The 20,430-nt window shown below is 63.3% G+C and carries 17 protein-coding genes and 1 pseudogene; 6 read left to right on the top strand and 12 right to left on the bottom strand.

The window, feature by feature from the left end:
• Nucleotides 1-9: 9 nt before the first annotated feature.
• Genes AC07VU_RS14375 through AC07VU_RS14355 form a run of 5 tightly spaced genes read right to left on the bottom strand, consistent with a single transcriptional unit; the run spans nt 10 to nt 5,413 of the window.
• Nucleotides 10-1,035 carry an AAA family ATPase gene (locus tag AC07VU_RS14375; protein ID WP_087090210.1) on the bottom strand — a complete coding sequence of 342 codons (1,026 nt, stop codon included), beginning with the start codon at nt 1,033-1,035 and terminating at the stop codon, nt 10-12.
• Nucleotides 1,032-2,195, bottom strand: a complete 1,164-nt coding sequence (locus AC07VU_RS14370) for a DUF4350 domain-containing protein (RefSeq protein ID WP_274304468.1) — start codon at nt 2,193-2,195, stop codon at nt 1,032-1,034. Before AC07VU_RS14370 ends, AC07VU_RS14375 begins: the two co-directional genes overlap by 4 nt.
• Nucleotides 2,192-3,730 carry a DUF4129 domain-containing protein gene (locus AC07VU_RS14365; protein ID WP_274304467.1) on the bottom strand — a complete coding sequence of 513 codons (1,539 nt, stop codon included), beginning with the start codon at nt 3,728-3,730 and terminating at the stop codon, nt 2,192-2,194. The genes AC07VU_RS14370 and AC07VU_RS14365 overlap by 4 nt, the downstream gene beginning before the upstream one ends.
• Nucleotides 3,717-4,694 carry a stage II sporulation protein M gene (locus tag AC07VU_RS14360; RefSeq protein WP_274304466.1) on the bottom strand — a complete coding sequence of 326 codons (978 nt, stop codon included), beginning with the start codon at nt 4,692-4,694 and terminating at the stop codon, nt 3,717-3,719. The genes AC07VU_RS14365 and AC07VU_RS14360 overlap by 14 nt, the downstream gene beginning before the upstream one ends.
• Entirely contained in the window at nt 4,691-5,413 is a 723-nt protein-coding gene (locus AC07VU_RS14355; RefSeq protein WP_274304465.1) for an RDD family protein, read from the bottom strand. The genes AC07VU_RS14360 and AC07VU_RS14355 overlap by 4 nt, the downstream gene beginning before the upstream one ends.
• Nucleotides 5,414-5,595: 182 nt before the next feature.
• Between AC07VU_RS14355 and sbcB the strand changes: the two genes are divergently transcribed.
• Complete coding sequence (gene sbcB, locus AC07VU_RS14350; RefSeq protein ID WP_274304464.1) at nt 5,596-7,026, top strand: exodeoxyribonuclease I; 1,431 nt, start codon at nt 5,596-5,598, stop codon at nt 7,024-7,026.
• Between the two features lie 104 nt (nt 7,027-7,130).
• On the opposite strand, the gene mvaT is transcribed toward sbcB, so the two are convergent.
• A complete protein-coding gene (mvaT, locus tag AC07VU_RS14345) occupies nt 7,131-7,505 on the bottom strand; it encodes a histone-like nucleoid-structuring protein MvaT (protein ID WP_007931174.1) in 375 nt (124 codons plus the stop codon).
• A gap of 338 nt (nt 7,506-7,843) precedes the next feature.
• Between mvaT and purU the strand changes: the two genes are divergently transcribed.
• Nucleotides 7,844-8,692, top strand: coding sequence for a formyltetrahydrofolate deformylase (gene purU, locus AC07VU_RS14340; RefSeq protein WP_007931173.1), 849 nt, complete (start codon nt 7,844-7,846; stop codon nt 8,690-8,692).
• Between the two features lie 93 nt (nt 8,693-8,785).
• Nucleotides 8,786-8,968, top strand: a complete 183-nt coding sequence (locus tag AC07VU_RS14335) for a hypothetical protein (protein WP_102679016.1) — start codon at nt 8,786-8,788, stop codon at nt 8,966-8,968.
• Here the strand turns inward: AC07VU_RS14335 and gpgF are convergent.
• The 5 genes and pseudogenes from gpgF to AC07VU_RS14310 all read right to left on the bottom strand — a co-directional run.
• Nucleotides 8,955-9,950: a glucosaminyl phosphatidylglycerol flippase gene (gene gpgF, locus AC07VU_RS14330; RefSeq protein WP_277589478.1), complete on the bottom strand. Its 996-nt coding sequence runs from the start codon at nt 9,948-9,950 to the stop codon at nt 8,955-8,957. The two genes, AC07VU_RS14335 and gpgF, sit on opposite strands and share 14 nt — an antisense overlap.
• The gene (gene gpgD, locus AC07VU_RS14325) at nt 9,947-10,705 is read right to left on the bottom strand and encodes an N-acetylglucosaminyl phosphatidylglycerol deacetylase (RefSeq protein ID WP_495030081.1); all 759 of its coding nucleotides are present in this window, start codon (nt 10,703-10,705) and stop codon (nt 9,947-9,949) included. Before gpgD ends, gpgF begins: the two co-directional genes overlap by 4 nt.
• Nucleotides 10,706-10,715: 10 nt before the next feature.
• Entirely contained in the window at nt 10,716-11,837 is a 1,122-nt protein-coding gene (gpgS, locus tag AC07VU_RS14320) for an N-acetylglucosaminyl phosphatidylglycerol synthase (RefSeq protein WP_495030055.1), read from the bottom strand.
• Between the two features lie 171 nt (nt 11,838-12,008).
• The gene (locus tag AC07VU_RS14315; RefSeq protein ID WP_371920946.1) at nt 12,009-12,773 is read right to left on the bottom strand and encodes a methyl-accepting chemotaxis protein; all 765 of its coding nucleotides are present in this window, start codon (nt 12,771-12,773) and stop codon (nt 12,009-12,011) included.
• 93 nt (nt 12,774-12,866) lie between these two features.
• Nucleotides 12,867-13,898 (bottom strand): annotated as a pseudogene (locus AC07VU_RS14310) (HAMP domain-containing protein); the annotation flags it as partial.
• A gap of 180 nt (nt 13,899-14,078) precedes the next feature.
• Here AC07VU_RS14310 and AC07VU_RS14305 point away from each other — a divergent pair.
• Entirely contained in the window at nt 14,079-15,566 is a 1,488-nt protein-coding gene (locus AC07VU_RS14305) for a helicase HerA-like domain-containing protein (RefSeq protein ID WP_495030080.1), read from the top strand.
• Between the two features lie 15 nt (nt 15,567-15,581).
• Here the strand turns inward: AC07VU_RS14305 and AC07VU_RS14300 are convergent, their stop codons facing one another.
• Complete coding sequence (locus tag AC07VU_RS14300) at nt 15,582-16,037, bottom strand: DUF721 domain-containing protein (RefSeq protein WP_150052695.1); 456 nt, start codon at nt 16,035-16,037, stop codon at nt 15,582-15,584.
• 306 nt (nt 16,038-16,343) lie between these two features.
• Here AC07VU_RS14300 and secA point away from each other — a divergent pair, with 306 nt between their 5' ends.
• Together secA and argJ are read left to right on the top strand one after the other, a co-directional pair.
• The gene (gene secA, locus AC07VU_RS14295; RefSeq protein WP_053262402.1) at nt 16,344-19,085 is read left to right on the top strand and encodes a preprotein translocase subunit SecA; all 2,742 of its coding nucleotides are present in this window, start codon (nt 16,344-16,346) and stop codon (nt 19,083-19,085) included.
• Between the two features lie 123 nt (nt 19,086-19,208).
• Nucleotides 19,209-20,426, top strand: coding sequence for a bifunctional glutamate N-acetyltransferase/amino-acid acetyltransferase ArgJ (argJ, locus tag AC07VU_RS14290; protein ID WP_053262401.1), 1,218 nt, complete (start codon nt 19,209-19,211; stop codon nt 20,424-20,426).
• Nucleotides 20,427-20,430: the final 4 nt, after the last annotated feature.

Below are 20,430 nucleotides of genomic sequence, written 5' to 3'. Positions count from 1 at the left end.
TTGGCGGGCTCACAGTCGCGGCGCCGGCACTTGATCGAGCAGTTGCTTGAGCACCTGCTCCACCGACAAGCCTTCGATATCCAGCTCCGGGGCGATCCGCACACGATGCCGCAGCACTGCCAGGGCGCAACCCTTGATGTCATCCGGAATGACGAACTCACCGCCGCGCAGCAAGGCCCTGGCCCGGGCCCCACGGACCAGGGCGATCGACGCCCGCGGCCCGGCGCCGAGGGTCAGCCCCGGCCAGCTGCGGGTGGCCCGGGCCAGCCGCACGGCATAGTCGAGGACCTGCTCGTCCAGCGGCAGGTCGCTGGCGATCCGCTGCAGGGCCAGCACGTCCTTGGCCTGCAGCAGGGTGCGCAGCGGCTGCACGTCGAGCATGTCGGCCCGGGGTGAGCGGGTGACCTGGCGGACCATGTGCAATTCCTGGTCGCTGTCCGGGTAATCCATGCGCAGCTTGAGCATGAAACGGTCGAGTTCGGCTTCCGGCAGCGGGTAGGTGCCTTCCTGTTCGATCGGGTTCTGCGTGGCCAGGACCATGAAGGGCTGGGCGATGGGCAGCGCCCGGCCTTCGAGGGTGACCTGGCGCTCCTGCATGGCTTCGAGCAGGGCGGCCTGGGTCTTGGCCGGCGCGCGGTTGATCTCGTCGGCCAGCAGTAAGTTGGTGAACAAGGGGCCCTTGCGCAGCTTGAACTGCTCGGTCTGCAGGTCGTAGACCGCATGGCCGGTGACGTCGCTGGGCATCAGGTCCGGGGTGAACTGGATGCGCGCGAATTCGCCGCCAAAGCAACGGGCCAGGGCGCGCACCAGCAAGGTCTTGCCCAGCCCGGGCACGCCTTCGAGCAGCACGTGGCCACCGGCGATCAGGGCGGTGAGCACGTCGTCGATCACCGCGTCCTGGCCGATCACCGCCTTTTGCAGTTCGTGGCGCAGGGCCTGGGCCAGCTGGCTGGCGCGCTGACGTTGCTGGACGGCATGCGCTTGCGCATGGCCGGGCTCGGTGGCGGGAAGCGGTTCGGCGGGAAGGTCGCTCATAGGGCATTCCTGAGAGTTTGCAGGTGGGTGACCAGACGGCTGAAGTCGGCGCTGGAAAGGCGTTGTGCCGGCTGGGGAGCCAGGGCCTGGCTGATGACGCTGTCCGGTTGCCGGGTAAGGCGGGCCAGGACCTGCCCTTGTTCGGCGGCGGTGAGTCGTTCGAAACCGGGATGACGATGCTGGGCGCGGCGCAGGATGTCCTGCTGCAGGCTATGCAGCAGCCCCTGCTGACCGGTGTGGCGCAACAGGAAGTGGGCGCTGGCTTGCAGGTGCTCGCGCAACTGGCGCCGGGCCCTGGGCATCGGAGCCTGCATCGGTCCGTGGCGAACCCCGACATGCCACAGCCACAGGCCGAGCAGTGCCGCCAGGGCCACCAGCGCCTGGGGGAAATGCTTCAGCAGCAGGCTCCAGAGGCTGTCGTGATCGGTGTCGAACAGCAGGGTGACATCGCTGTCGGCGCTCAGGTACCAGAGCAGCCAGGCGTTGTCGTACTTGGCAATCAACGGCGTCTTCCAGATCTCGGCATCGGTGAGCACGGTCACCGAACCCTGGCCGTAGCTCAGTTGCATCATGTGGGTGGCCCGGGCGCTGTTGGCCCAGGACTGGGTGAGGTTGTCCGGGTCTTCCAGGTGGAAGTCGGTGTCGAAACCGATATAGGCCGGCGCATCTTCGTCTTCCAGGTAGAGCTTGGTCAGTTTCGGGTAGGGCTCTTTGCCGGCGCCTGGCGGCGGGGCTTTGAGGTCCTTGCTGAGAAACTGGCGCAGGTGCAGGCGATCGAGCAACAGGTCGCCACTGCGTCCGGCCTCTTTGTTCCACAGTGCTTCGGCGACGAACAGCAGGCGCCCGCCGGCCCTGGCCCAGTCCAGCAGTTGCTCGACCTGCTGCGGCGTCATGTTCGAGCGCTCACCCAGCAGCAACAGGCTGTTCTGCTGCGGCTTGAGGGTCGGCAGCACCTCCAGGCCGTTGGCGTGGTGAACCTGCAAGCCGCGCTGGCGCAGGAACATTTCCGCCGCCAGGTATGGGTTGGCGCGGGCTTGCGGGGAGGGGCCGTGATCGATGGTTTCCTGGTAGGGCCTGGCGTTGAGGTAGAGGTACAGCAGCAAGCCGCCGAGCAGGCCAGCGACCAGTAGCGCGAGCAGCGGCAGCAGGCGCCGGTTCATCGTGGCGCTCCCGGGCCGAACAGGGTGCGCCAGCCATCGCACAGTTCCTGCTTCAATTGCGCGGGAGGCAGGCGATGACCGTAGGCCAGGTTCTGCCAGTGCTGGGTCAGGCTGTTGCTGAACGCCTGCAGCTGGGGCAACTGCAAAGCCTTGATCTGCTCGAGGACCTGGCCCTCGGTGTCCGCCGGTTTCAGCGGCAGGCGGAAGTCATGCAGGAGCCGGCTCAGGAGCGCGCGGTACAACAGCCCGAGGGCTTCGCGTGGCTGTTGTGGCCAGAGTGCCTCGGCAGCGGCGGCGACATCCTCGGGCAAGGCGTCGGGGCTGAGGTCCAGGCCGAACAGCTGGTGCGGAGCAGCTCGCGCAGGGACTTTGCCCGGCAGCGGACGGCGGCCGACAAAGGCCCGCAACCACTGACGATGACGCCACACCAGCAGGGCCAGCGCCCCCAGCAGCAGGGCCCAGAGCAGGATCTCCAGGGCCTTGGCTGCGGTGCCAAAGGCCCTGCTGTCCAGCAGGTCGGTCAGGGCCTTGAGCCAGCCCGGCAGTTCAGAGTGTTCAGCGCTTTTCGGGCTGTCTTCGTCGAACCGGTAACGGGTCACGGTCTGCGGGTTCTTGAAGGGCGGCTGGTCGAGGATCTGGTTGATGCTGTCTTTCGCGGCCTGGCTGGTCAGCGGCTGATCCAGCAGGCGCGGGCTGTCAGGGCCAGTGGCCGGCTCGGCGGCCCAGGCATCGGACGGCAGGGGCAGCAGGCTCAGGCTGCCCAGGACCAGCAGCAGGGCGGCGCCACTCAAGCGCTGCCGCAGGCGGCGCAGCACCAGTTCGATATCCCAGGCCTCCAGCAGCGTGCGGCGATTGAGGTAGAGGCTGAAGCCGCAGGCGACGTACACCGGCTCCCAGACAATCAGGACCAGAGCGTAAAAAGCGTTGGTCAGGTGTTCGAGCCAGAGCCAATCCTGCTCGGCGGCGGCAATCAGCGTCTGCCAGTCCCAGTCCAGCTCGATCTGTTGTGGCAGCAATAGATAGAACAACGCCAGCAGGCCGATCCACAAGATGCCTTCCAGGTGCACGCCGATCAGGGTCAGCCAGTGCGCGGCCCCGGCATTGCGCTGTTGCAGCACCCGCACCCGTTGCTGGCGCGCCTCGCCACTCAGGCCCTCGAGCTGCACCACGGGCATGATGAAACTGCGGCTCAGGCTCAGGCGGCGCCAGGTCAGGCTGGCCAGCAGTTGCGGCTTGAGCAGCCTGGGCCATTGGTGCAGGGCCTGGCGCAAGGTCGGGGTTTCGCCGAACAGGGCCTTGGCGAGGATGTACAGCGGCAGCCGTTCGAAGGCCGGCTTGAGCCACCAGAACAGCAGCAGGGCGAGGGTAGGCGAGTCCCAGAGCAACAGGCTGAGCAGGGCGAATACCGGCAGGGTGATCAGCGCCCAGCTGGTCATCAGCAGGCGTCGGTGGCGCTGGCTCAGCAGTACTCCCAGGTCCATGGCTTCCCAGGTCGTGCGCGGGCGAATCACCACGCTGGCTTCACTCAGGCGCATGGCGGCGTCCAGCGAATATCAGGTAGGCCAGGACCAGCAGCCAGCAGATGCCGCCGACCAGGTATTTGATCCAGGCCGCGGGCCAGGTCAGGGAGGACCAATAGGCTTCGATAAAGGCAGCGATCAGCAGGAACAGGATGACCCCGCAGATCAACCGCACGCTGGTGCGCGCGGCCAGCAGCAAGGCTTCGCCGCGGGGCAGGCGTCCGGGGGCGATCAGCGCCCAGCCCATTTTCAATCCCGCCGCGCCGGCCAGGGCGATGGCGCTGAGCTCGAAGGCACTGTGGCCGATGACAAACGACCAGAAGGTGGCGCCATAGCCGATCTGGGTCAGGTGCCCGGCCACCGCGCCGATGGTCAGGCCGTTGAAGAACAGGAAGAACAGGCTCCCCAGGCCAAACAGCAGGCCGCTGGCAAAGGTCTGAAAAGCGATGCCGATGTTGTTCATGATGTAGTAGCCGAACATCATCCAGTCTTCGCCGGCGGCCCGATTGGCGAGGCGGCCCAGGCGACTGGCGTCTGGATCGTAGAGGCGTTGCATTTCGGCCACCTGTTGCGGGCTGACCACGCTGTAGATCAGTTCGGGCACCAGGTACACCAGCAGGCCGACACCCAGCAGGCTGCCAAAGAACACCAGGCTGGCCACCAGGACGAAGCGCCATTGTTCGCGCACCAGCTGCGGGAAACCGGCCAGGACAAAGCCCAGGACCCGGGCGCCTAACGGGCTGCGTTGGCGATAGAGCTGCTGATGGCCGCGCAGCGCCAGTTGTTGCAACGGGTCGACCAGGAAGCTGCTATAGCCGCGCTCCCGGGCCAGGGCCAGATGCTGGCATAAACGACGGTAATCCTCAGGGAAGCGGGCACAGGTGTCGGGCGTCGCCTGGCCGCGTTCCAGTTGTTCGAGCTGTTCGCGCAGGCGCTGCCACAAGGCTTGATGACGGTTTTCGAACAGGCTCTGTTTCATGTCGGCCCCAGCAGTCCGCGGGCGATGCCATTGAGTTCGTCACGGGCCTGCGCGGGGGTTACGTGCAGAGGCTCGGCGAGTAGCGCGGCCAGCTCCTGGACCCGATCCGCGGACAGTTGTTCCTGGCGTTCGGCGAAGCTGAGGATGGCCCGTTGCTCAGTCAGGCTCAGGGCGAAGGCGGCGGTTCTGGCGGGCACTGCCGGCAAGGTCGGGCGAACCACCGGCTGCTCGCGGTAGATCACCAGGGTGCCGGCGGCCAGGTCGCCGAGGCGCTTGAAGGTCGGGTGCTGCAGGCAACTGATGGCGCCGAGGCAATAACCGAACGGCAGCATGTCGACAAAACGCAGCAGGTTGCGGGTCAGGGAAGGGCCCCAGCCGATGGGTGTGCCATCGTCCTGCACGACCCGCAGGCCCATCAGCTGCTTGCCTGGCGAGCAGCCCTGATTCAACACCTCGAACAGCACCATGTACCACCAGCTGACCAGAAACAGCAGGATCGAACCCAGCCCCATGCCGAGCTGGCCGAGAAACCCCAGGACAATAAACAGCACGCCGAGGATCAGGCCACGAAAGCCCAGGTCGATGGCAAAGGCCAGGGCGCGCGACATCAGCCCTGCCGGCCGCAGCGGCAGGTCGATGCCTTCTGGCGTTTCGACCTGGTAGCGGGTGTCCAGTGGCGGGGGCAATGCTTTCCCTGGCAGTGCTGTCGTCTCGAACATAGGCAACTTGAGGCTGGCCTGGTGGCGATGGATGACCGCCTGATGCTAGCAGTGTCGGAGGGGAGAACGACATCATTAACTGTGCCGCGTGACGTGCGCCGTTACCCTTGAATCATCACAAGGCTGGCCGCGGCCGGTGCCAAGCGCCTAGACTTTGCCGGTCTTTTGCCCAGGAACAGCCCGTGACTTCCATCTTCTGGTACGACTACGAAACCACCGGCATCAACCCGCGCTGCGATCGGCCGTTGCAGGTGGCGGGGATTCGCACCGACTTCGAACTCAACGAGATCGGCGAGCCAGTCAATCTTTACTGTCAGCCCAGCGACGACATCCTGCCCCATCCAGCGGCCTGCATGATCACCGGCATTACCCCGGGCCGGCTGGCCGAACAGGGGCTGAGCGAAGCCGATTTCATGACCCGGGTGCACGCCCAGCTGGCGGCACCGGGCACTTGTGGCGCCGGCTACAACACCCTGCGCTTCGACGACGAGATGACCCGCTACAGCCTGTACCGGAATTTCTTCGACCCTTATGCCCGCGAGTGGCAAGGCGGCAACAGCCGCTGGGACCTGATCGATGTGGTGCGTACCGCCTATGCCTTGCGCCCGGAAGGGATTGTCTGGCCGCGGGACGAGGAGGGGAGGGTGACCCTGAAGCTGGAGCGCCTGACCGCCGCCAATGGCATCGATCACGGACATGCCCACGAAGCGCTGTCCGATGTGCGCGCCACTATTGCCCTGGCCAGGCTGATTCGGGACAAGCAGCCGAAGTTGTATGAATGGCTGTTCCAGTTGCGCAGCAAGCAGAAAGTCATGGACCAGATTCGTCTGTTGCAACCGCTGGTGCATATTTCCGGACGCTTTTCCGCGGCGCGCAGTTATGTCGGCGTGGTCCTGCCGCTGGCCTGGCATCCGCGCAACCGCAACGCCCTGATTGTCTGTGACCTGCACCTGGACCCACAGGGATTGCTCGAGCTGGACGCCGAGACGCTGCGCCAGCGTTTGTATACCCGCCGCGAAGACCTGGCCGAAGGTGAGTTGCCGGTGCCGTTGAAACTGATCCATATCAACCGCTGCCCGGTCGTCGCACCGCTGAGTGTATTGCGTGGCGAGGACCAGCAGCGTTTGCAACTGGACATGGCGGAATATAAGGCCCGGACGCTGCGGCTAAGTGACGCACAAGAAGTTTGGCGGGATAAACTTGCGGCAATTTATGCCAGCGAGGATTTTGCCCCCAGCATCGATCCCGAGCAGCAGTTGTACGACGGTTTTATCGGCGATCGCGACCGACGCTTATGCGAACAAGTGCGCAATGCCGAGCCGCTTCATTTAGGGCAAGAGCAATGGCCGTTCGATGATGAACGTTTGCCTGAATTATTATTTCGTTATCGCGCCCGTAACTTTCCTGAAACCTTGAACGGGGAGGAGCAAGAGCGCTGGAAGTCATTCTGTCAGCAGCGCCTGTGCGACCCGCAGTGGGGAGCGCCCAATACCCTGGAAAGTTTCAATCAGGCGGCTGCCGAACTACGGGTGAGTGCTACATCGATTCAGCGTCAGGTGCTGGATGAATGGCAGGATTACAGCCGGTCGCTGGCCCTGCGTTTCGGGCTTTGATTGTTCGGCTTAGTACATTCCGGGCATTTGCCGGAAATAAAAAAACGCCAGCAAGCTGGCGTTTTTTCATAAGGTCGCAAATCCCTCTGTGACGGGTGTACGGCTTAACCCAGCAGGGTTGCCCAGCCTTCGACCACGTCGCCGCCCCACTTGGCTTTCCACTCTTTCAGGGTTTTGTGGTTGCCGCCCTTGGTTTCGATGACTTCGCCGTTGTGCGGGTTCTTGTATTGTTTGACCTTGCGTGCGCGCTTGGTGCCGGTAGTTTTGGCGGCAACACGTGGCGCCTTAACTTTCGAGTCCGGATCCAGCAGCGCGATGATGTCGCGCAGGGACTTGGAGTATTCACCCATCAGGGCGCGCAGTTTGCCTTCGAATTCCAGCTCGGCTTGCAGTTTGTCGTCTTGCGACAGGTTCTTCAAACGGGCTTGCAGCTCTTTGATAGCTTCTTCTGTGGCGCGGTATTCGTTGATCAGGGACATGAGAATTGCCTTATGTTGAGTGCTGAGTGGCAGGTGACAGTGGCGTAATAATAGTCAGGCAGTTTCCTCAAGTAAACAATAAAGCCGGCTTTTATTTAATTTGATTAGAGTGTTTAGCAAAGATCCTGATTGATGAGTTAAATATTGTGAACGAGTCCGCACGACTATTTCCCACAAAGTTATAGGACTATTTCCAAGTGTGACTGATTTCCCTCTCGCCTCGGGCATGAGCCCTACAGGCTGCTCAGAGGAATCGGATTCCGACATCACGAATACTGCAGTTTTGTCGCGCAATCGCTAGAATGGCGGCCTTTGCGAAGTTCTGGAGTTTCCCCCTCATGCGCACTTTTCGGTTGGTGATTTCCTGCCCGGACCGCGTTGGCATCGTTGCCAAAGTCAGTAACTTTCTGGCGTCCCACAACGGCTGGATCACCGAAGCCAGTCACCACTCGGATGACCTGAGTGGCTGGTTCTTCATGCGTCACGAAATACGTGCCGACTCTTTGCCGTTCGGCCTTGAAGCCTTTCGTGAAGCCTTTGCGCCGATTGCCGAAGAGTTCTCGATGGACTGGCGCATCACCGATACCGCGCAGAAGAAGCGCGTGGTGTTGATGGCCAGCCGTGAGTCCCACTGCCTGGCGGACCTGTTGCACCGCTGGCACAGCGACGAACTCGACTGCGAGATCTCCTGTGTGATTTCCAACCACGACGACTTGCGCAGCATGGTCGAGTGGCATGGCATTCCTTATTACCATGTGCCGGTCAACCCTCAGGACAAGGAGCCGGCGTTCGCCGAAGTCTCGCGCCTGGTCAAGCAGCACGACGCCGAAGTGGTGGTGCTGGCGCGCTACATGCAGATCCTGCCGCCGGAGCTGTGCAGCGAATACGCGCACAAGGTGATCAACATTCACCACAGCTTCCTGCCGTCGTTCGTCGGCGCCAAGCCTTATCACCAGGCTTCCCTGCGTGGTGTGAAGCTGATCGGCGCGACCTGCCACTACGTGACCGAAGAGCTGGATGCCGGCCCGATCATCGAGCAGGACGTGGTCCGTGTCAGCCACAGCGACAGCATCGAAGACATGGTGCGTTTCGGCCGTGACGTCGAGAAGATGGTCCTGGCCCGCGGCCTGCGCTACCACCTGGAAGACCGCGTGCTGGTGCACGGCAACAAGACTGTCGTGTTCTGATCCAGAGTGTTCTGATTAAAAGCGCTCTGATCGAATCCGCCGGGCCCGGGCATCCAAGCTCCTGGTCCGGCGATTTTTCATGAGGATCGACCGATGAGTGATCCACTGGACAAAGCCACATCCAAGGCACCCGCCACCCTCGGCGAGGGCTGCCTGAGCCGTTACGACCCGGACGACATGAGCGCCGAGGACGGCACCGAGTTTCCCGGCGCCGCCGAGCTGTGGCAGCAGTTGCAGCAGGATGCCCCGGATTCAGAGCCGCCTAAGCCTGCTTGAGCTTCATCAGGGTGCGCAGCAAGGGGCGCCCGACCATCATCAGGAATACCGGGCCGCCGGCCAGCAGATAGAAATAGTAGGTGACGGCCCGCCAGATCAGGATGGCCGCGGCCGCCGTCGATTTCCCCACCATGGGCGCCAGCAGCGCCGCCGATGTCAGCTCCGCCGCTCCCGCGCCGCCGGGCAGCAGGCTGAATTGCCCTGCGCTCAGGGCGAGCATCTGGATCAGAAAGGTCCAGGCCCATTGCAGGTCCACCCCCAGCCCGCGCAACGCCAGGTACAGCACGCTGTAGCGCAGCGCCCAATGCATGCAGGTCAAGGCAAAGACCCCCGTCAGGGTCTGCCAGGGCAGTTTCAGGCTATCGCCGAAGGCCTTGAGGAAATGCAGCCATTTGCGCGCCCGGCGCCGACGGGTCGCGGGGCGGATCTTGAAGGGCGCAAGCAGATGGCCGCTGAGCAGGATCAGGCGACGGTGGTAGCGGGCTATCGCCAGGCAGATGCATAACCCGCCGAACAGCGAAAGGCTGCTGAGGGCCAGCAGCCATTCCAGGCGCTGGCTGAGGTTCTGGAACAGCGCGTAGAACAGGATCCCCAGCAGCGCGCAAAGGAAGAACAGCAGGTCGCTCAATTGATCCATGGCAAACACCGCGCTGCCGCGAGCCGGGCGCACGCCGTTACGCGCCAGCAGGGCCATCAAGGTCAGGGGGCCGCCACTGCCGCCGGGCGTGGCGCACATGGCGAACTCGGTGGACATCACCACCGCGAGACTCTTCCAGCGTCCCAGCCGGCCGCGATGTCGACCCAGCAGCAGGCTCAGGCGCAGCGAATTGATGATCCAGCACAGCAGAATCATGCTCAGCATGCCCAGCAGCAACGGCAGGGAAAAACGCTGGACCCGCCCCCACAGTTCGCCGCCGCCCAGCAGCAGCGGGACCAGGAGCGCCGCCAGCAAGGCCATGGCCAGCCATATCGCCCGGCTCATGGGGTACCGCGTGCCCTTGGCGGCTGGGTGTCGAGCCAGTCGGCCTTGGTCAGTGGCTGGCGTCCTTGCTCCAGCAGGCGTTCGAGGGTGTCCAGCCAGTACTGGCGCGAGTCGGGGTGACGCATGTCCACCGGGTGCAGGCCGAGGCGAATCACCGCTGCCTGCTGCCAGCGTCGTTCGCGTTGCAGGCTGAGCAGCCGGGAGGCTTTGCGGCGCCAGGCGCTGCGGGCGCTCCACACCAGGCCGGGGGCGGCGATCGGCGAGAAGTCCGGCAGCCGGTACAGATGCTGCGGGCCGCTGGTGTAGCGCAGGGGCAGTTGGCGCAGGGCCTGGCGCGTACCCGGGCTCATCAGCCAGGCGGGGGCGACGAACCCCTGCAGGGGCCAGTTGTAACGCTGGAACAGTTCCAGGCCGGCATGCAGGCGTGCCAGGGCGGCGTTTTCCGAGAGGCTGTAGAACTCACCCTCATGGGTGTACACGCGACGCATGAACCAGTCATACGGGGTGCGCGGTGGCGGGCCCTCGTCGCAATGGAAGTAACCGTGCAGCACCAGTTCATCGCCGCGTTCCAGGCGCGCGCTGAGCAGCCGGCGAAAACCGGGATGAGCATCGAGCGGGTTGTGCCGGTGAAAATCCGGTACCACCAGCCAGGTCATCGGCACATTGCCCATGGCGTCGACGGTTTCGACGAAGGGGTGGTAGTCGATCCAGGTTTGTGGCGCGACATCGTGCAATACCAGCAGCACGCTGGGCATCCCGGCGGACTCAACCATGGGCCAGCATCGGCTGCTGGGTGCCGAGCACGGCGCGATAGTGCTCCAGCAGGCTGGCGACCACCGTATCCCAGGCGTAATAACGTTCGACATGGCGGCGCGCCCGTTGGCCACGCTCGGCGCAGCCCTGGGCGAACAGCTCCTGCACGGCATGGGCCATCGCCAGCGGATTGTTCGGCGCACAGAGCAAGCCGCCTTCCGTGGTGACGATTTCCTGGAAGGCCCCGGCGGCCACCGCCACCACGGGAATGCCGCTGGCCATGGCTTCGAGGATCACCAGACCAAAGGTTTCCTGGTCCCCGGCGTGGACCAGCGCATCGGCGCTGGCCATCAGGCGGGCGACCTGAGGGGCCGGGCAGAACTGGTCGATCACCGTGACATTCTCCGGCACGGCGGTCGGCATGGCCGAGCCCACCAGCAGCAGGTGGTAGCGCTTGCCCAGACGTTGCATGCAGTTGAGCAACACCGGCAGGTTCTTTTCCTTGGAGCCGCGACCGGCAAAGATCAGCAGGCGGCTGTCTTCGGCAATCCCCAGTTCGGTGCGCAGGCCGGGGTCGCGATGACTCGGGTGGAAGGTCTGCAGGTCGACGCCCAGCGGCTGCACATAGACGTTGCGCACGCCCAGGCCGATCAGTTTGTCGGCCATGACCTGGCTGGGGGCCAGGACCCGGTCGAAGTTGCCGTACAGCTTGCGCACGTAGGCCTCGACATTCGGGGTGAACCAGGGGCCCATGCGGTTGCTGACCAGCAGCGGCAGGTCCGAGTGATAAAAGCCGATCACAGGTACGTCCAGCTGGCGCCGCGCATCCAGGGCCGCCCAGGCGGTGAGGTAAGGGTCGCCGACTTCGATCAGGTCCGGTTGCAGGTCATGGAGAATATTGCGCCAGGGCCCCAGGCGCAGGGGAAAGCGGTAGCCCTTGCCAAAGGGCAGGGCGGGAGCGGGGACTTTATAGATGCCGTCGCGTTCGCTGAAGTGGGCCCCGGGGATCAGCAAACTGTGGCGGATTCCTGGTTGGCGTCCCAGGCGACGATGCTTGGCGTCCAGATAAGTGCGCACGCCACCGCTGGCAGGGGCGTAGAACATGGTTATGTCAGCGATATGCACGATGATCATCCCTCCGATCCGGTGTTCTCCCTAGGGTTGACCCTTATCAAGGATAGATGTTCGGTCGGGATGCCGTGGCGGTTGGCGATGCGTCTGGATGAACGGTTTGCTGCGGATGCGGGAGGGATTGTCGGCAGTCCGGTGCCTGGGTTTTGCCCAGGCACCGGATGGCTGAAGGGATCAGATACGGAAGCTGCCGACCAGTTGCTTCAGGCGTGCGGCCTGCTGCTCCAGGTCGGAACAGGCGCGCAGGGTCGACTGCAGGTTTTCCACCCCTTCCTGGTTCAGGGTGTTGATCTCGGTGATGTCCATGTTGATCGACTCCACCACCGAGGTCTGTTCCTCGGTGGCGGTAGCCACGGACTGGTTCATGCCGTCGATCTCGCCGATGCGCTGGGTCACGCTATTCAGGCGCTCGCCGGCCTGGTTGGCGATCTCCACGCTGTCCTGGCTGTGGCGCTGGCTGTTGCTCATGGTACTGACCGACTCGCGGGCGCCGACCTGCAGCTCCTCGATCATGGTCTGCACCTGTTGCGCCGATTCCTGAGTGCGGTGGGCCAGGTTGCGCACCTCGTCGGCAACCACGGCAAAACCGCGCCCGGCCTCGCCCGCCCGCGCCGCCTCGATGGCCGCGTTGAGGGCCAGCAGGTTGGTCTGCTGGGAGATGCTGGTGATGACTTCGAGGATCTGCCCGATGTTCACGGTCTTGCTGTTGAGGGTTTCGATGTTGCTGCTGGAGGCGCTGATCATGTCCGACAGCTGGTTCATCGCCAGGATGCTGCGGTCCACCACTTGCTGGCCGTCCTCGGCCAGGCTGCGCGCGTCGCTGGCCTGTTGCGAGGCCTGGGCGGCGTTGCGGGCGATTTCCTGGGCGGCGGCGCCGAGCTGATTGATCGCCGCGGCCACGCTGTTGGTGCGGCTGGCCTGCTCGTCGGAATTGAGCATCGACGAATTGGAGGCGCTGACCACGCGCAGGGCGACTTCGTTGACGTGCTCGGTGGCCGACGACACTTCGCGGATCGAACCGTGGATGCGCTCCACGAAGCGGTTGAACGCGGTGCCGAGGATGCCGAATTCATCCTGGTTCTGGATGGTCAGGCGGCGGGTCAGGTCGCCTTCGCCATCGGCGATGTCCTGCATGGCGCGGGTCATGACATGCAGGGGCTGCATCAGCACCCGGATCAGCATGCCCAGCAGGGCGATGATGATGGCCACGGCGATGACGGTGGCAATGATGGCCGAAGCGCGGAACTCGCTGAGCATCGAGAACGCCTTGTCCTTGTCCACGGACAGGCCGATGTACCAGTTCACCGACGGCAGGCCCTTGATCGGGGTGAAGGTGACGATGCGGGTCTTGCCCTCGACTTCGATTTCGCTGAAATCGCCATTGATGCGTGGCGTGTTCTGCGGGTAGGCCTCGCTCAGGCTCTTCATCACCAGCGCCTTGTCCGGGTGCACCAGGATCTTGCCGTCGGCGCTGACCAGGAAGGCATAGCCCATGCCGTCGAAATCCAGGGCGTTGAGGGTTTCGATCAGGGTTTGCAGGCTCAGGTCGCCGCCCACCACGCCGATGCTCTGCCCGCCGTTACGCGAGGCGGTGGCGACGGAAATGATCAACTGGCCGGTGGCTGCATCTATATAGGGTTCGGTGAGGGTCGAGCCGCTGCTGCTTTCGGCGCCCTTGTACCAGGGGCGAACGCGCGGGTCGAAGCCGTCGGGCATCTTCGCGTCCGGGCGGATGGTGAAGCTGCCGCTGGCATCGCCCAGGTAGGAGGCCATGAAGGTCGAGGTCAGGGCCTTCTGTTCGAGCAGGCTGGCCACCTTGGTCGATTGCGGGTCGATCGCCAGATTTTGTGCAAGGTTCTCGATCAGCAGGATGCGACCGGTAAGCCAGGTCTGGATGTTGCTGGCGGTCACATCGCCCATTTCATGCAGGTAATTGTCCAGGTCTTCGCGGATCGCATTGCGCTGTAAATAGTCGTTGTACAGCGTGAAGGAAGCGAAGGCGGCAATAACGATGAGGGCGGCGGCAAGCAGGATTTTATGGCTGAAGCGCAGGTTTTTGTTCATGGCTTGTGGTGTCCGCTAGGTCTTAATGTCACGAGCGTGCTCTTATAAAAGCGCGCAAAATGGGCGGGGTTGAAAGTAAGTTGATATTTCCACCTCTCCTTGGGGAATTATCTGAACTATTTTTCAGTCTTTTCTGATCTATCGGCCGGTCAAGGCTAAAGATTAACCATGGGTGACAAAATGCCGGATTCATCGCAACTCGTTATCGGTGCCGATCTCGCGGGGCAACCGATTGCCCAGGCCATGCGCCTGGCAAATCGTCACGGGCTGGTGGCAGGCGCTACCGGGACAGGGAAAACCGTCACCTTGCAGCGACTGGCGGAAGCGTTCAGCGATGCCGGTGTCGCGGTGTTCGCCGCGGACATCAAGGGTGATCTGTGTGGCCTGGGCGCCGCGGGCAATCCCCAGGGCAAGGTCGCCGAACGTATTGCCGGGATGCCGTGGCTGAACCACAAGCCCCAGGCTTATCCGGTCACGTTGTGGGACATTCACGGGCAGTCCGGGCACCCGCTGCGCACTACCCTGAGCGAAATGGGTCCGCTGTTGCTGGGCAGCCTGCTGGAGCTGACCGACAGCCAGCAATCGGCGTTGTACGCGGCATTCAAGGTGGCTGACCGCGAAGGGCTGTTGCTGCTCGACCTGAAAGACCTCAAGGCGTTGCTCAACCACCTCAAGGACAACCCGCAGTTGCTGGGGGATGACGCGGCGCTGATGACCACCGGCTCCAGCCAGGCCTTGCTGCGGCGTCTGGCGACCCTGGAACAGCAGGGCGCCGAGGCCCTGTTCGGCGAGCCGGCCCTGCAACTGGAAGACATCCTGCAGCCGGCCAGTGACGGGCGCGGGCGGATCCACCTGCTCGACGCCAGTCGCCTGGTGCACGAGGCGCCCAAGGTCTATGCGACCTTCCTGTTGTGGCTGCTGGCCGAGCTGTTCGAGCAACTGCCAGAGCGCGGCGATGCGGAAAAGCCGCTGCTGGCGCTGTTTTTCGACGAGGCCCACCTGCTGTTCGCCGGCACGCCCAAAGCGTTGCAGGACCGGCTGGAACAGGTGGTGCGGCTGATTCGCTCCAAAGGCGTGGGCGTGTACTTCGTCACCCAGTCGCCAGGCGACTTGCCGGACGACGTGCTGGCGCAATTGGGGCTGCGCGTCCAGCACGGCTTGCGGGCCTTCACCGCCAAGGAACAGAAGTCCTTGCGCGCCGTGGCGGACGGCTTCCGGCCGAACCCGGCGTTCGATGCGCTGTCGGTGTTGACCGAGCTGGGGATCGGCGAGGCGCTGGTTGGTACGCTGCAGGAAAAAGGCACGCCGGAGATGGTCCAGCGAGTGCTGGTGGCACCGCCGCAATCGCGCATCGGGCCGCTGACCGAGGCCGAGCGTGCGGCGCTGATCAACAGTTCACCGTTGGTCGGTCGCTATGACAAACCGGTCGACCGCGAGTCGGCCTATGAAGTGCTGATGGGGCGCAAGGGCCTGGCACCAGAGGCCGAGTCTGCGCCGGGCAAACCGGCCGCGGAGGAGCCGAGCTTTACCGATCGGGCCGGCGAGTTCCTCGGCACTGCCGCCGGTCAGGCCCTGAAATCCGCCATGCGTCAGGCCGCCAACCAGTTGGGACGGCAGTTGGTGCGCGGGTTGATGGGATCTTTGCTGGGTGGCAGCAAGCGCCGCTGATCGGCCGCTGGCCAGTTACGCCCGTGGTTTGGCGTGGCTGGCCAGGCGCTCCAGGGCAGCGCGCAGGTTGGGATCGGTGATGCCGTCGGCGGTGGCCTGAATGGTCTCGGCGGCGTTGCTCGACAGGTCCATGGTGTGGCCGGCTGCGCCGCGTTGCACGGTTGGGGGCTGCACTTTGAACAGAATCCGCGTCAGATTGTTGAACTCATTGAACTCCAAAAGCTGACGTTGCAGGCGTTTTTGCTGATAACGCAGGCGCGTCGCCCAGTGGCCGTCGGTGACGATCAGCAGCAGGCTGCCTTCGCGCCAGGAGGCAACGTGGCAGTGCGCGCGCGCGGCCGGTTGCAGCTGGCTTTCCAGCAGGCGCTGCAAATGCGCCAGGCGCTGGGCGTGGCCGAGTATGGCTTTGAGAGGCTTGGCTTCGCGAAGGAGTACGGCGGGTGCTCTGGCCGTAAGAGGGCGAAATGCCATGATCAGACACCTGAAGTTACAGAGCCGCCATGGTAGCAGAAAGCGCTGGTCGGACCTCGTTCATCGCTGCGGCTGCGCTTTATCTATTAAATCAATGGTTAACTTCGTACTCGTCCGGGTTGAAACTGGCGCAAAAGGCCTTATTGTAAGTGAGCCCCGTCACAGCGCTGTACCAGCATCGTGGAATAACGCCACTTTCCTCACCATCGTTTCCGGGTAGAATGCTCGTTCGCATGCGGCCATGAGGGCTGCACGGGCGACTCACGGGGCCGCCCTCCATCCCTATGTGTGGAAGATCCTGCCGATATGTTTGCGCCTTTGTTAAAGAAACTTTTTGGAAGCAAGAACGAGCGTGAAGTCAAACGCATGCTCAAGACGGTACAGATCGTCAATGCCTTCGAAGAGCAAATGGTGGCCCTTTCGGACGATCAGTTGCGCGCCAAGACCGAAGAGTTCAAGGCCCGCATAGCCAAAGGTGAAACCCTCGACAAACTGCTTCCCGAAGCCTTTGCGGTCGCCCGCGAAGCCGGCAAGCGGGTCATGGGTATGCGCCACTTCGACGTACAGTTGATCGGCGGCATGACCTTGCATGAAGGCAAGATCGCCGAAATGCGTACCGGTGAAGGCAAGACCCTGGTGGCAACACTGGGCGTTTACCTCAACGCGCTGTCCGGCAAGGGCGTGCACGTGGTCACGGTGAACGACTATCTGGCCCGCCGCGACGCCAACTGGATGCGCCCGCTGTATGAATTCCTCGGCCTGACGGTCGGCGTGGTCACGCCGTTCCAGCCGCCGGAAGAGAAGCGCGCCGCCTACGCCGCCGACATCACCTACGGCACCAACAACGAATTCGGTTTCGACTACCTGCGCGACAACATGGCTTTCAGCATGGAAGACAAGTTCCAGCGCGAGCTCAATTTTGCCGTGATCGACGAAGTCGACTCGATCCTGATCGACGAGGCCCGTACCCCGCTGATCATCTCCGGCCAGGCTGAAGACAGTTCCCGCCTGTACACCGAAATCAACAAGCTGATCCCGCGCCTTGAGCTGCACGTCGAGGAAGTGGAAGGCGAGGTCACCAAGGCCGGTCACTTCACCGTCGACGAGAAGACCCGTCAGGTCGAACTCAACGAAGCCGGTCACCAGTTCATCGAAGAGATGCTGACCCAGGTCGGCCTGCTGGCGGAAGGCGAGAGCCTGTACTCGGCGCACAACCTGGGCCTGCTGACCCACGTCTATGCCGGTCTGCGCGCGCACAAGCTGTTCAACCGCAACGTCGAATACATCGTCCAGGATGGCCAGGTGGTCCTGGTGGACGAACACACCGGTCGTACCATGCCGGGTCGCCGTCTGTCCGAGGGCCTGCACCAGGCCATCGAAGCCAAGGAAAACCTCAACATCCAGGCCGAAAGCCAGACCCTGGCGTCGACCACCTTCCAGAACTACTTCCGTCTGTACACCAAGCTGTCCGGCATGACCGGTACCGCGGACACCGAAGCCTTCGAGTTCCATCAGATCTACGGCCTGCAGGTGATGGTGATTCCACCGAACAAGCCGCTGGCTCGCAAGGACTACAACGACCTGGTGTTCCTGACCGCGGACGAGAAATACGCCGCGATCATCAACGACATCAAGGAGTGCATGACCCAGGGCCGTCCGGTTCTGGTGGGTACCGCGACCATCGAAACTTCCGAGCACATGTCCAACCTTCTCCAGAAGGAAGGCATCGAGCACAAGGTCTTGAACGCCAAGTTCCATGAAAAAGAAGCGGAAATCATTGCCCAGGCCGGTCGTCCGGGCGCCCTGACCATCGCCACCAACATGGCCGGTCGTGGTACCGACATCCTGTTGGGCGGTAACTGGGAAGTCGAAGTCGCCTCCCTGGAAAACCCGACTCCTGAGCAGATTGCCCAGATCAAGGCCGACTGGCAGAAGCGCCACCAGCAAGTGCTGGAGTCCGGCGGCCTGCAGGTGATCGCGTCCGAGCGTCACGAATCGCGTCGTATCGACAACCAGCTGCGTGGTCGCGCCGGTCGTCAGGGCGACGCCGGTTCCAGCCGTTTCTACCTGTCCCTGGAAGACAGCCTGATGCGCATCTTCGCCTCCGACCGGGTGAAGAACTTCATGAAGGCCCTGGGCATGCAGTCCGGCGAAGCGATCGAGCACCGCATGGTGACCAACGCGATCGAAAAGGCCCAGCGCAAGGTAGAAGGCCGCAACTTCGACATTCGCAAGCAACTGCTCGAGTTCGACGACGTCAACAACGAACAGCGTAAAGTGATCTATCACATGCGTAACACGTTGCTGGCCGCGGACAACATCGGCGAGACCATCTCCGACTTCCGCCAGGACGTGCTTAACGCCACCGTCAGCGCGCACATCCCTCCACAATCGCTGCCTGAGCAGTGGGACGTGGCCGGTCTGGAAGCTGCGCTGCAAAGCGACTTCGGTGTGAGCCTGCCGATCCAGCAATGGCTCGACGAAGACGATCACCTGTACGAAGAAACCCTGCGCGAGAAACTGCTCAACGAGCTGGTGGCGGCGTACAACGAGAAAGAAGACCAGGCCGGTGCCGAAGCACTGCGCACCTTCGAGAAACAAATCGTTCTGCGCGTACTGGACGACCTGTGGAAAGACCACCTGTCGACCATGGATCACCTGCGTCACGGTATTCACCTGCGCGGTTATGCGCAGAAGAACCCGAAACAGGAATACAAGCGCGAGTCTTTCACCCTGTTCTCCGAGCTGCTGGATTCCATCAAGCGCGACTCGATCCGTGTGCTGTCGCACGTTCAGGTTCGCCGCGAGGACCCGGTCGAGGAAGAGGCGCGCCTGCGCCAGGAAGCCGAGGCACTGGCCCAGCGCATGCAGTTCGAGCATGCCGAAGCCCCGGGCCTGGAACAGCCGGAAGCGCTGGAAGAGGGCGTCGATGTCGACGTGGCCCTGGCTTCGGCTCCGGTACGCAACGAGCAGAAACTGGGCCGCAACGAACTGTGCTACTGCGGTTCGGGCAAGAAGTACAAACACTGTCACGGCCAGATCAACTAAGATTTTCGCCAGACACTGAAATACCCGCGCCGCGACCGGCATCAGCCGTCGCGGCGTTTTTCCATTCGCCGCACTGCCTGTTGCGATGGCGGTGCACACATCAGGTTAAAGAGGAGCGCATTCATGGCTGTTGGTCTTGGTCCTTTGCCAACGTTGCACCCGGTTGCCGGTTTTGAACTTGGTATCGCTTCGGCGGGCATCAAGCGCCCGGGGCGCAAGGATGTTGTGGTCATGCGCTGTGCCGAGGGCTCTACGGTGGCCGGTGTGTTCACCTTGAACGCGTTCTGCGCCGCTCCGGTGATCCTGGCCAAGCAGCGCGTGCAAGGCCCTGTGCGTTACCTGCTGACCAACACCGGCAACGCCAACGCCGGCACCGGTGAGCCAGGCCTGGCCGCCGCGACCCGCACTTGCGCCAAGCTGGCCGAGCTGGCTGGTGTCGATGCCAGCGCCGTACTGCCGTACTCCACCGGGGTCATCGGCGAGCCGCTGCCGGTCGAGAAGATCGAAGGCGCGCTGCAGGCCGCACTGGATGACCTGTCCGTGGACAACTGGGCCGCCGCCGCCACGGGCATCATGACCACCGACACCCTGCCCAAGGGTGCCAGCCGCCAGTTCCAGCACGACGGCGTGACCATCACCGTCACCGGTATCAGCAAGGGCGCAGGCATGATTCGTCCGAACATGGCGACCATGCTCGGCTACATTGCCACCGACGCCAAAGTCTCCCGTGAAGTGCTGCAGAACCTGCTGCTGGACGGCGCCAACAAGTCGTTCAACCGCATCACCATCGACGGCGATACCTCCACCAACGACTGCTGCATGCTGATCGCCACCGGCCAGGCGGCCCTGCCGGAAATCACCGAAGCCAGCGGCCCACTGTTCGCCGCGCTGAAGCAGGCGGTGTTCGACGTGTGCATGGAAGTGGCCCAGGCCATCGTGCGTGACGGTGAAGGCGCGACCAAGTTCGTGACGGTCGAAGTCAACGGCGGCGGCAATCACCAGGAGTGCCTGGATGTCGGCTACACCGTGGCCCACTCGCCGCTGATCAAGACCGCGCTGTTCGCTTCCGACCCGAATTGGGGGCGTATCCTGGCCGCTGTCGGTCGTGCCGGCGTGCCGGACCTGGATGTGAGCAAGATCGACGTTTTCCTCGGTGAGGTGTGTATCGCCAGCCGTGGCGCGCGTGCTGCCAGCTACACCGAAGCCCAGGGCGCGGCGGTGATGCAGCAGGAAGAAATCACCATCCGCATCGAGCTGGGACGCGGTGATTGCAGCGAAACCATCTGGACCACCGACCTGTCCCACGAGTACGTGAAAATCAACGCGGAATACCGTACCTGATACA

The organism is Pseudomonas sp. GW821-FHT02B10, assembly GCF_059421865.1.
The sequence above is the reverse complement of the archived record's forward strand: the minus strand, read 5'-3'. Positions and strand labels throughout refer to the sequence as shown.

Bases quoted from the DNA above. Each gene is read 5' to 3' on its own strand.
- AC07VU_RS14375 (WP_087090210.1), bottom strand. From the start codon at position 1,035: ATGAGCGACCTTCCCGCCGAACCGCTTCCCGCCACCGAGCCCGGCCAT.
- AC07VU_RS14370 (WP_274304468.1), bottom strand. From the start codon at position 2,195: ATGAACCGGCGCCTGCTGCCGCTGCTCGCGCTACTGGTCGCTGGCCTG.
- AC07VU_RS14365 (WP_274304467.1), bottom strand. From the start codon at position 3,730: ATGCGCCTGAGTGAAGCCAGCGTGGTGATTCGCCCGCGCACGACCTGG.
- AC07VU_RS14360 (WP_274304466.1), bottom strand. From the start codon at position 4,694: ATGAAACAGAGCCTGTTCGAAAACCGTCATCAAGCCTTGTGGCAGCGC.
- AC07VU_RS14355 (WP_274304465.1), bottom strand. From the start codon at position 5,413: ATGTTCGAGACGACAGCACTGCCAGGGAAAGCATTGCCCCCGCCACTG.
- mvaT (WP_007931174.1), bottom strand. From the start codon at position 7,505: ATGTCCCTGATCAACGAATACCGCGCCACAGAAGAAGCTATCAAAGAG.
- purU (WP_007931173.1), top strand. From the start codon at position 7,844: ATGCGCACTTTTCGGTTGGTGATTTCCTGCCCGGACCGCGTTGGCATC.
- AC07VU_RS14335 (WP_102679016.1), top strand. From the start codon at position 8,786: ATGAGTGATCCACTGGACAAAGCCACATCCAAGGCACCCGCCACCCTC.
- gpgF (WP_277589478.1), bottom strand. From the start codon at position 9,950: ATGAGCCGGGCGATATGGCTGGCCATGGCCTTGCTGGCGGCGCTCCTG.
- gpgD (WP_495030081.1), bottom strand. From the start codon at position 10,705: ATGCCCAGCGTGCTGCTGGTATTGCACGATGTCGCGCCACAAACCTGG.
- gpgS (WP_495030055.1), bottom strand. From the start codon at position 11,837: ATGATCATCGTGCATATCGCTGACATAACCATGTTCTACGCCCCTGCC.
- AC07VU_RS14315 (WP_371920946.1), bottom strand. From the start codon at position 12,773: ATGCTCAATTCCGACGAGCAGGCCAGCCGCACCAACAGCGTGGCCGCG.
- AC07VU_RS14305 (WP_495030080.1), top strand. From the start codon at position 14,079: ATGCCGGATTCATCGCAACTCGTTATCGGTGCCGATCTCGCGGGGCAA.
- AC07VU_RS14300 (WP_150052695.1), bottom strand. From the start codon at position 16,037: ATGGCATTTCGCCCTCTTACGGCCAGAGCACCCGCCGTACTCCTTCGC.
- secA (WP_053262402.1), top strand. From the start codon at position 16,344: ATGTTTGCGCCTTTGTTAAAGAAACTTTTTGGAAGCAAGAACGAGCGT.
- argJ (WP_053262401.1), top strand. From the start codon at position 19,209: ATGGCTGTTGGTCTTGGTCCTTTGCCAACGTTGCACCCGGTTGCCGGT.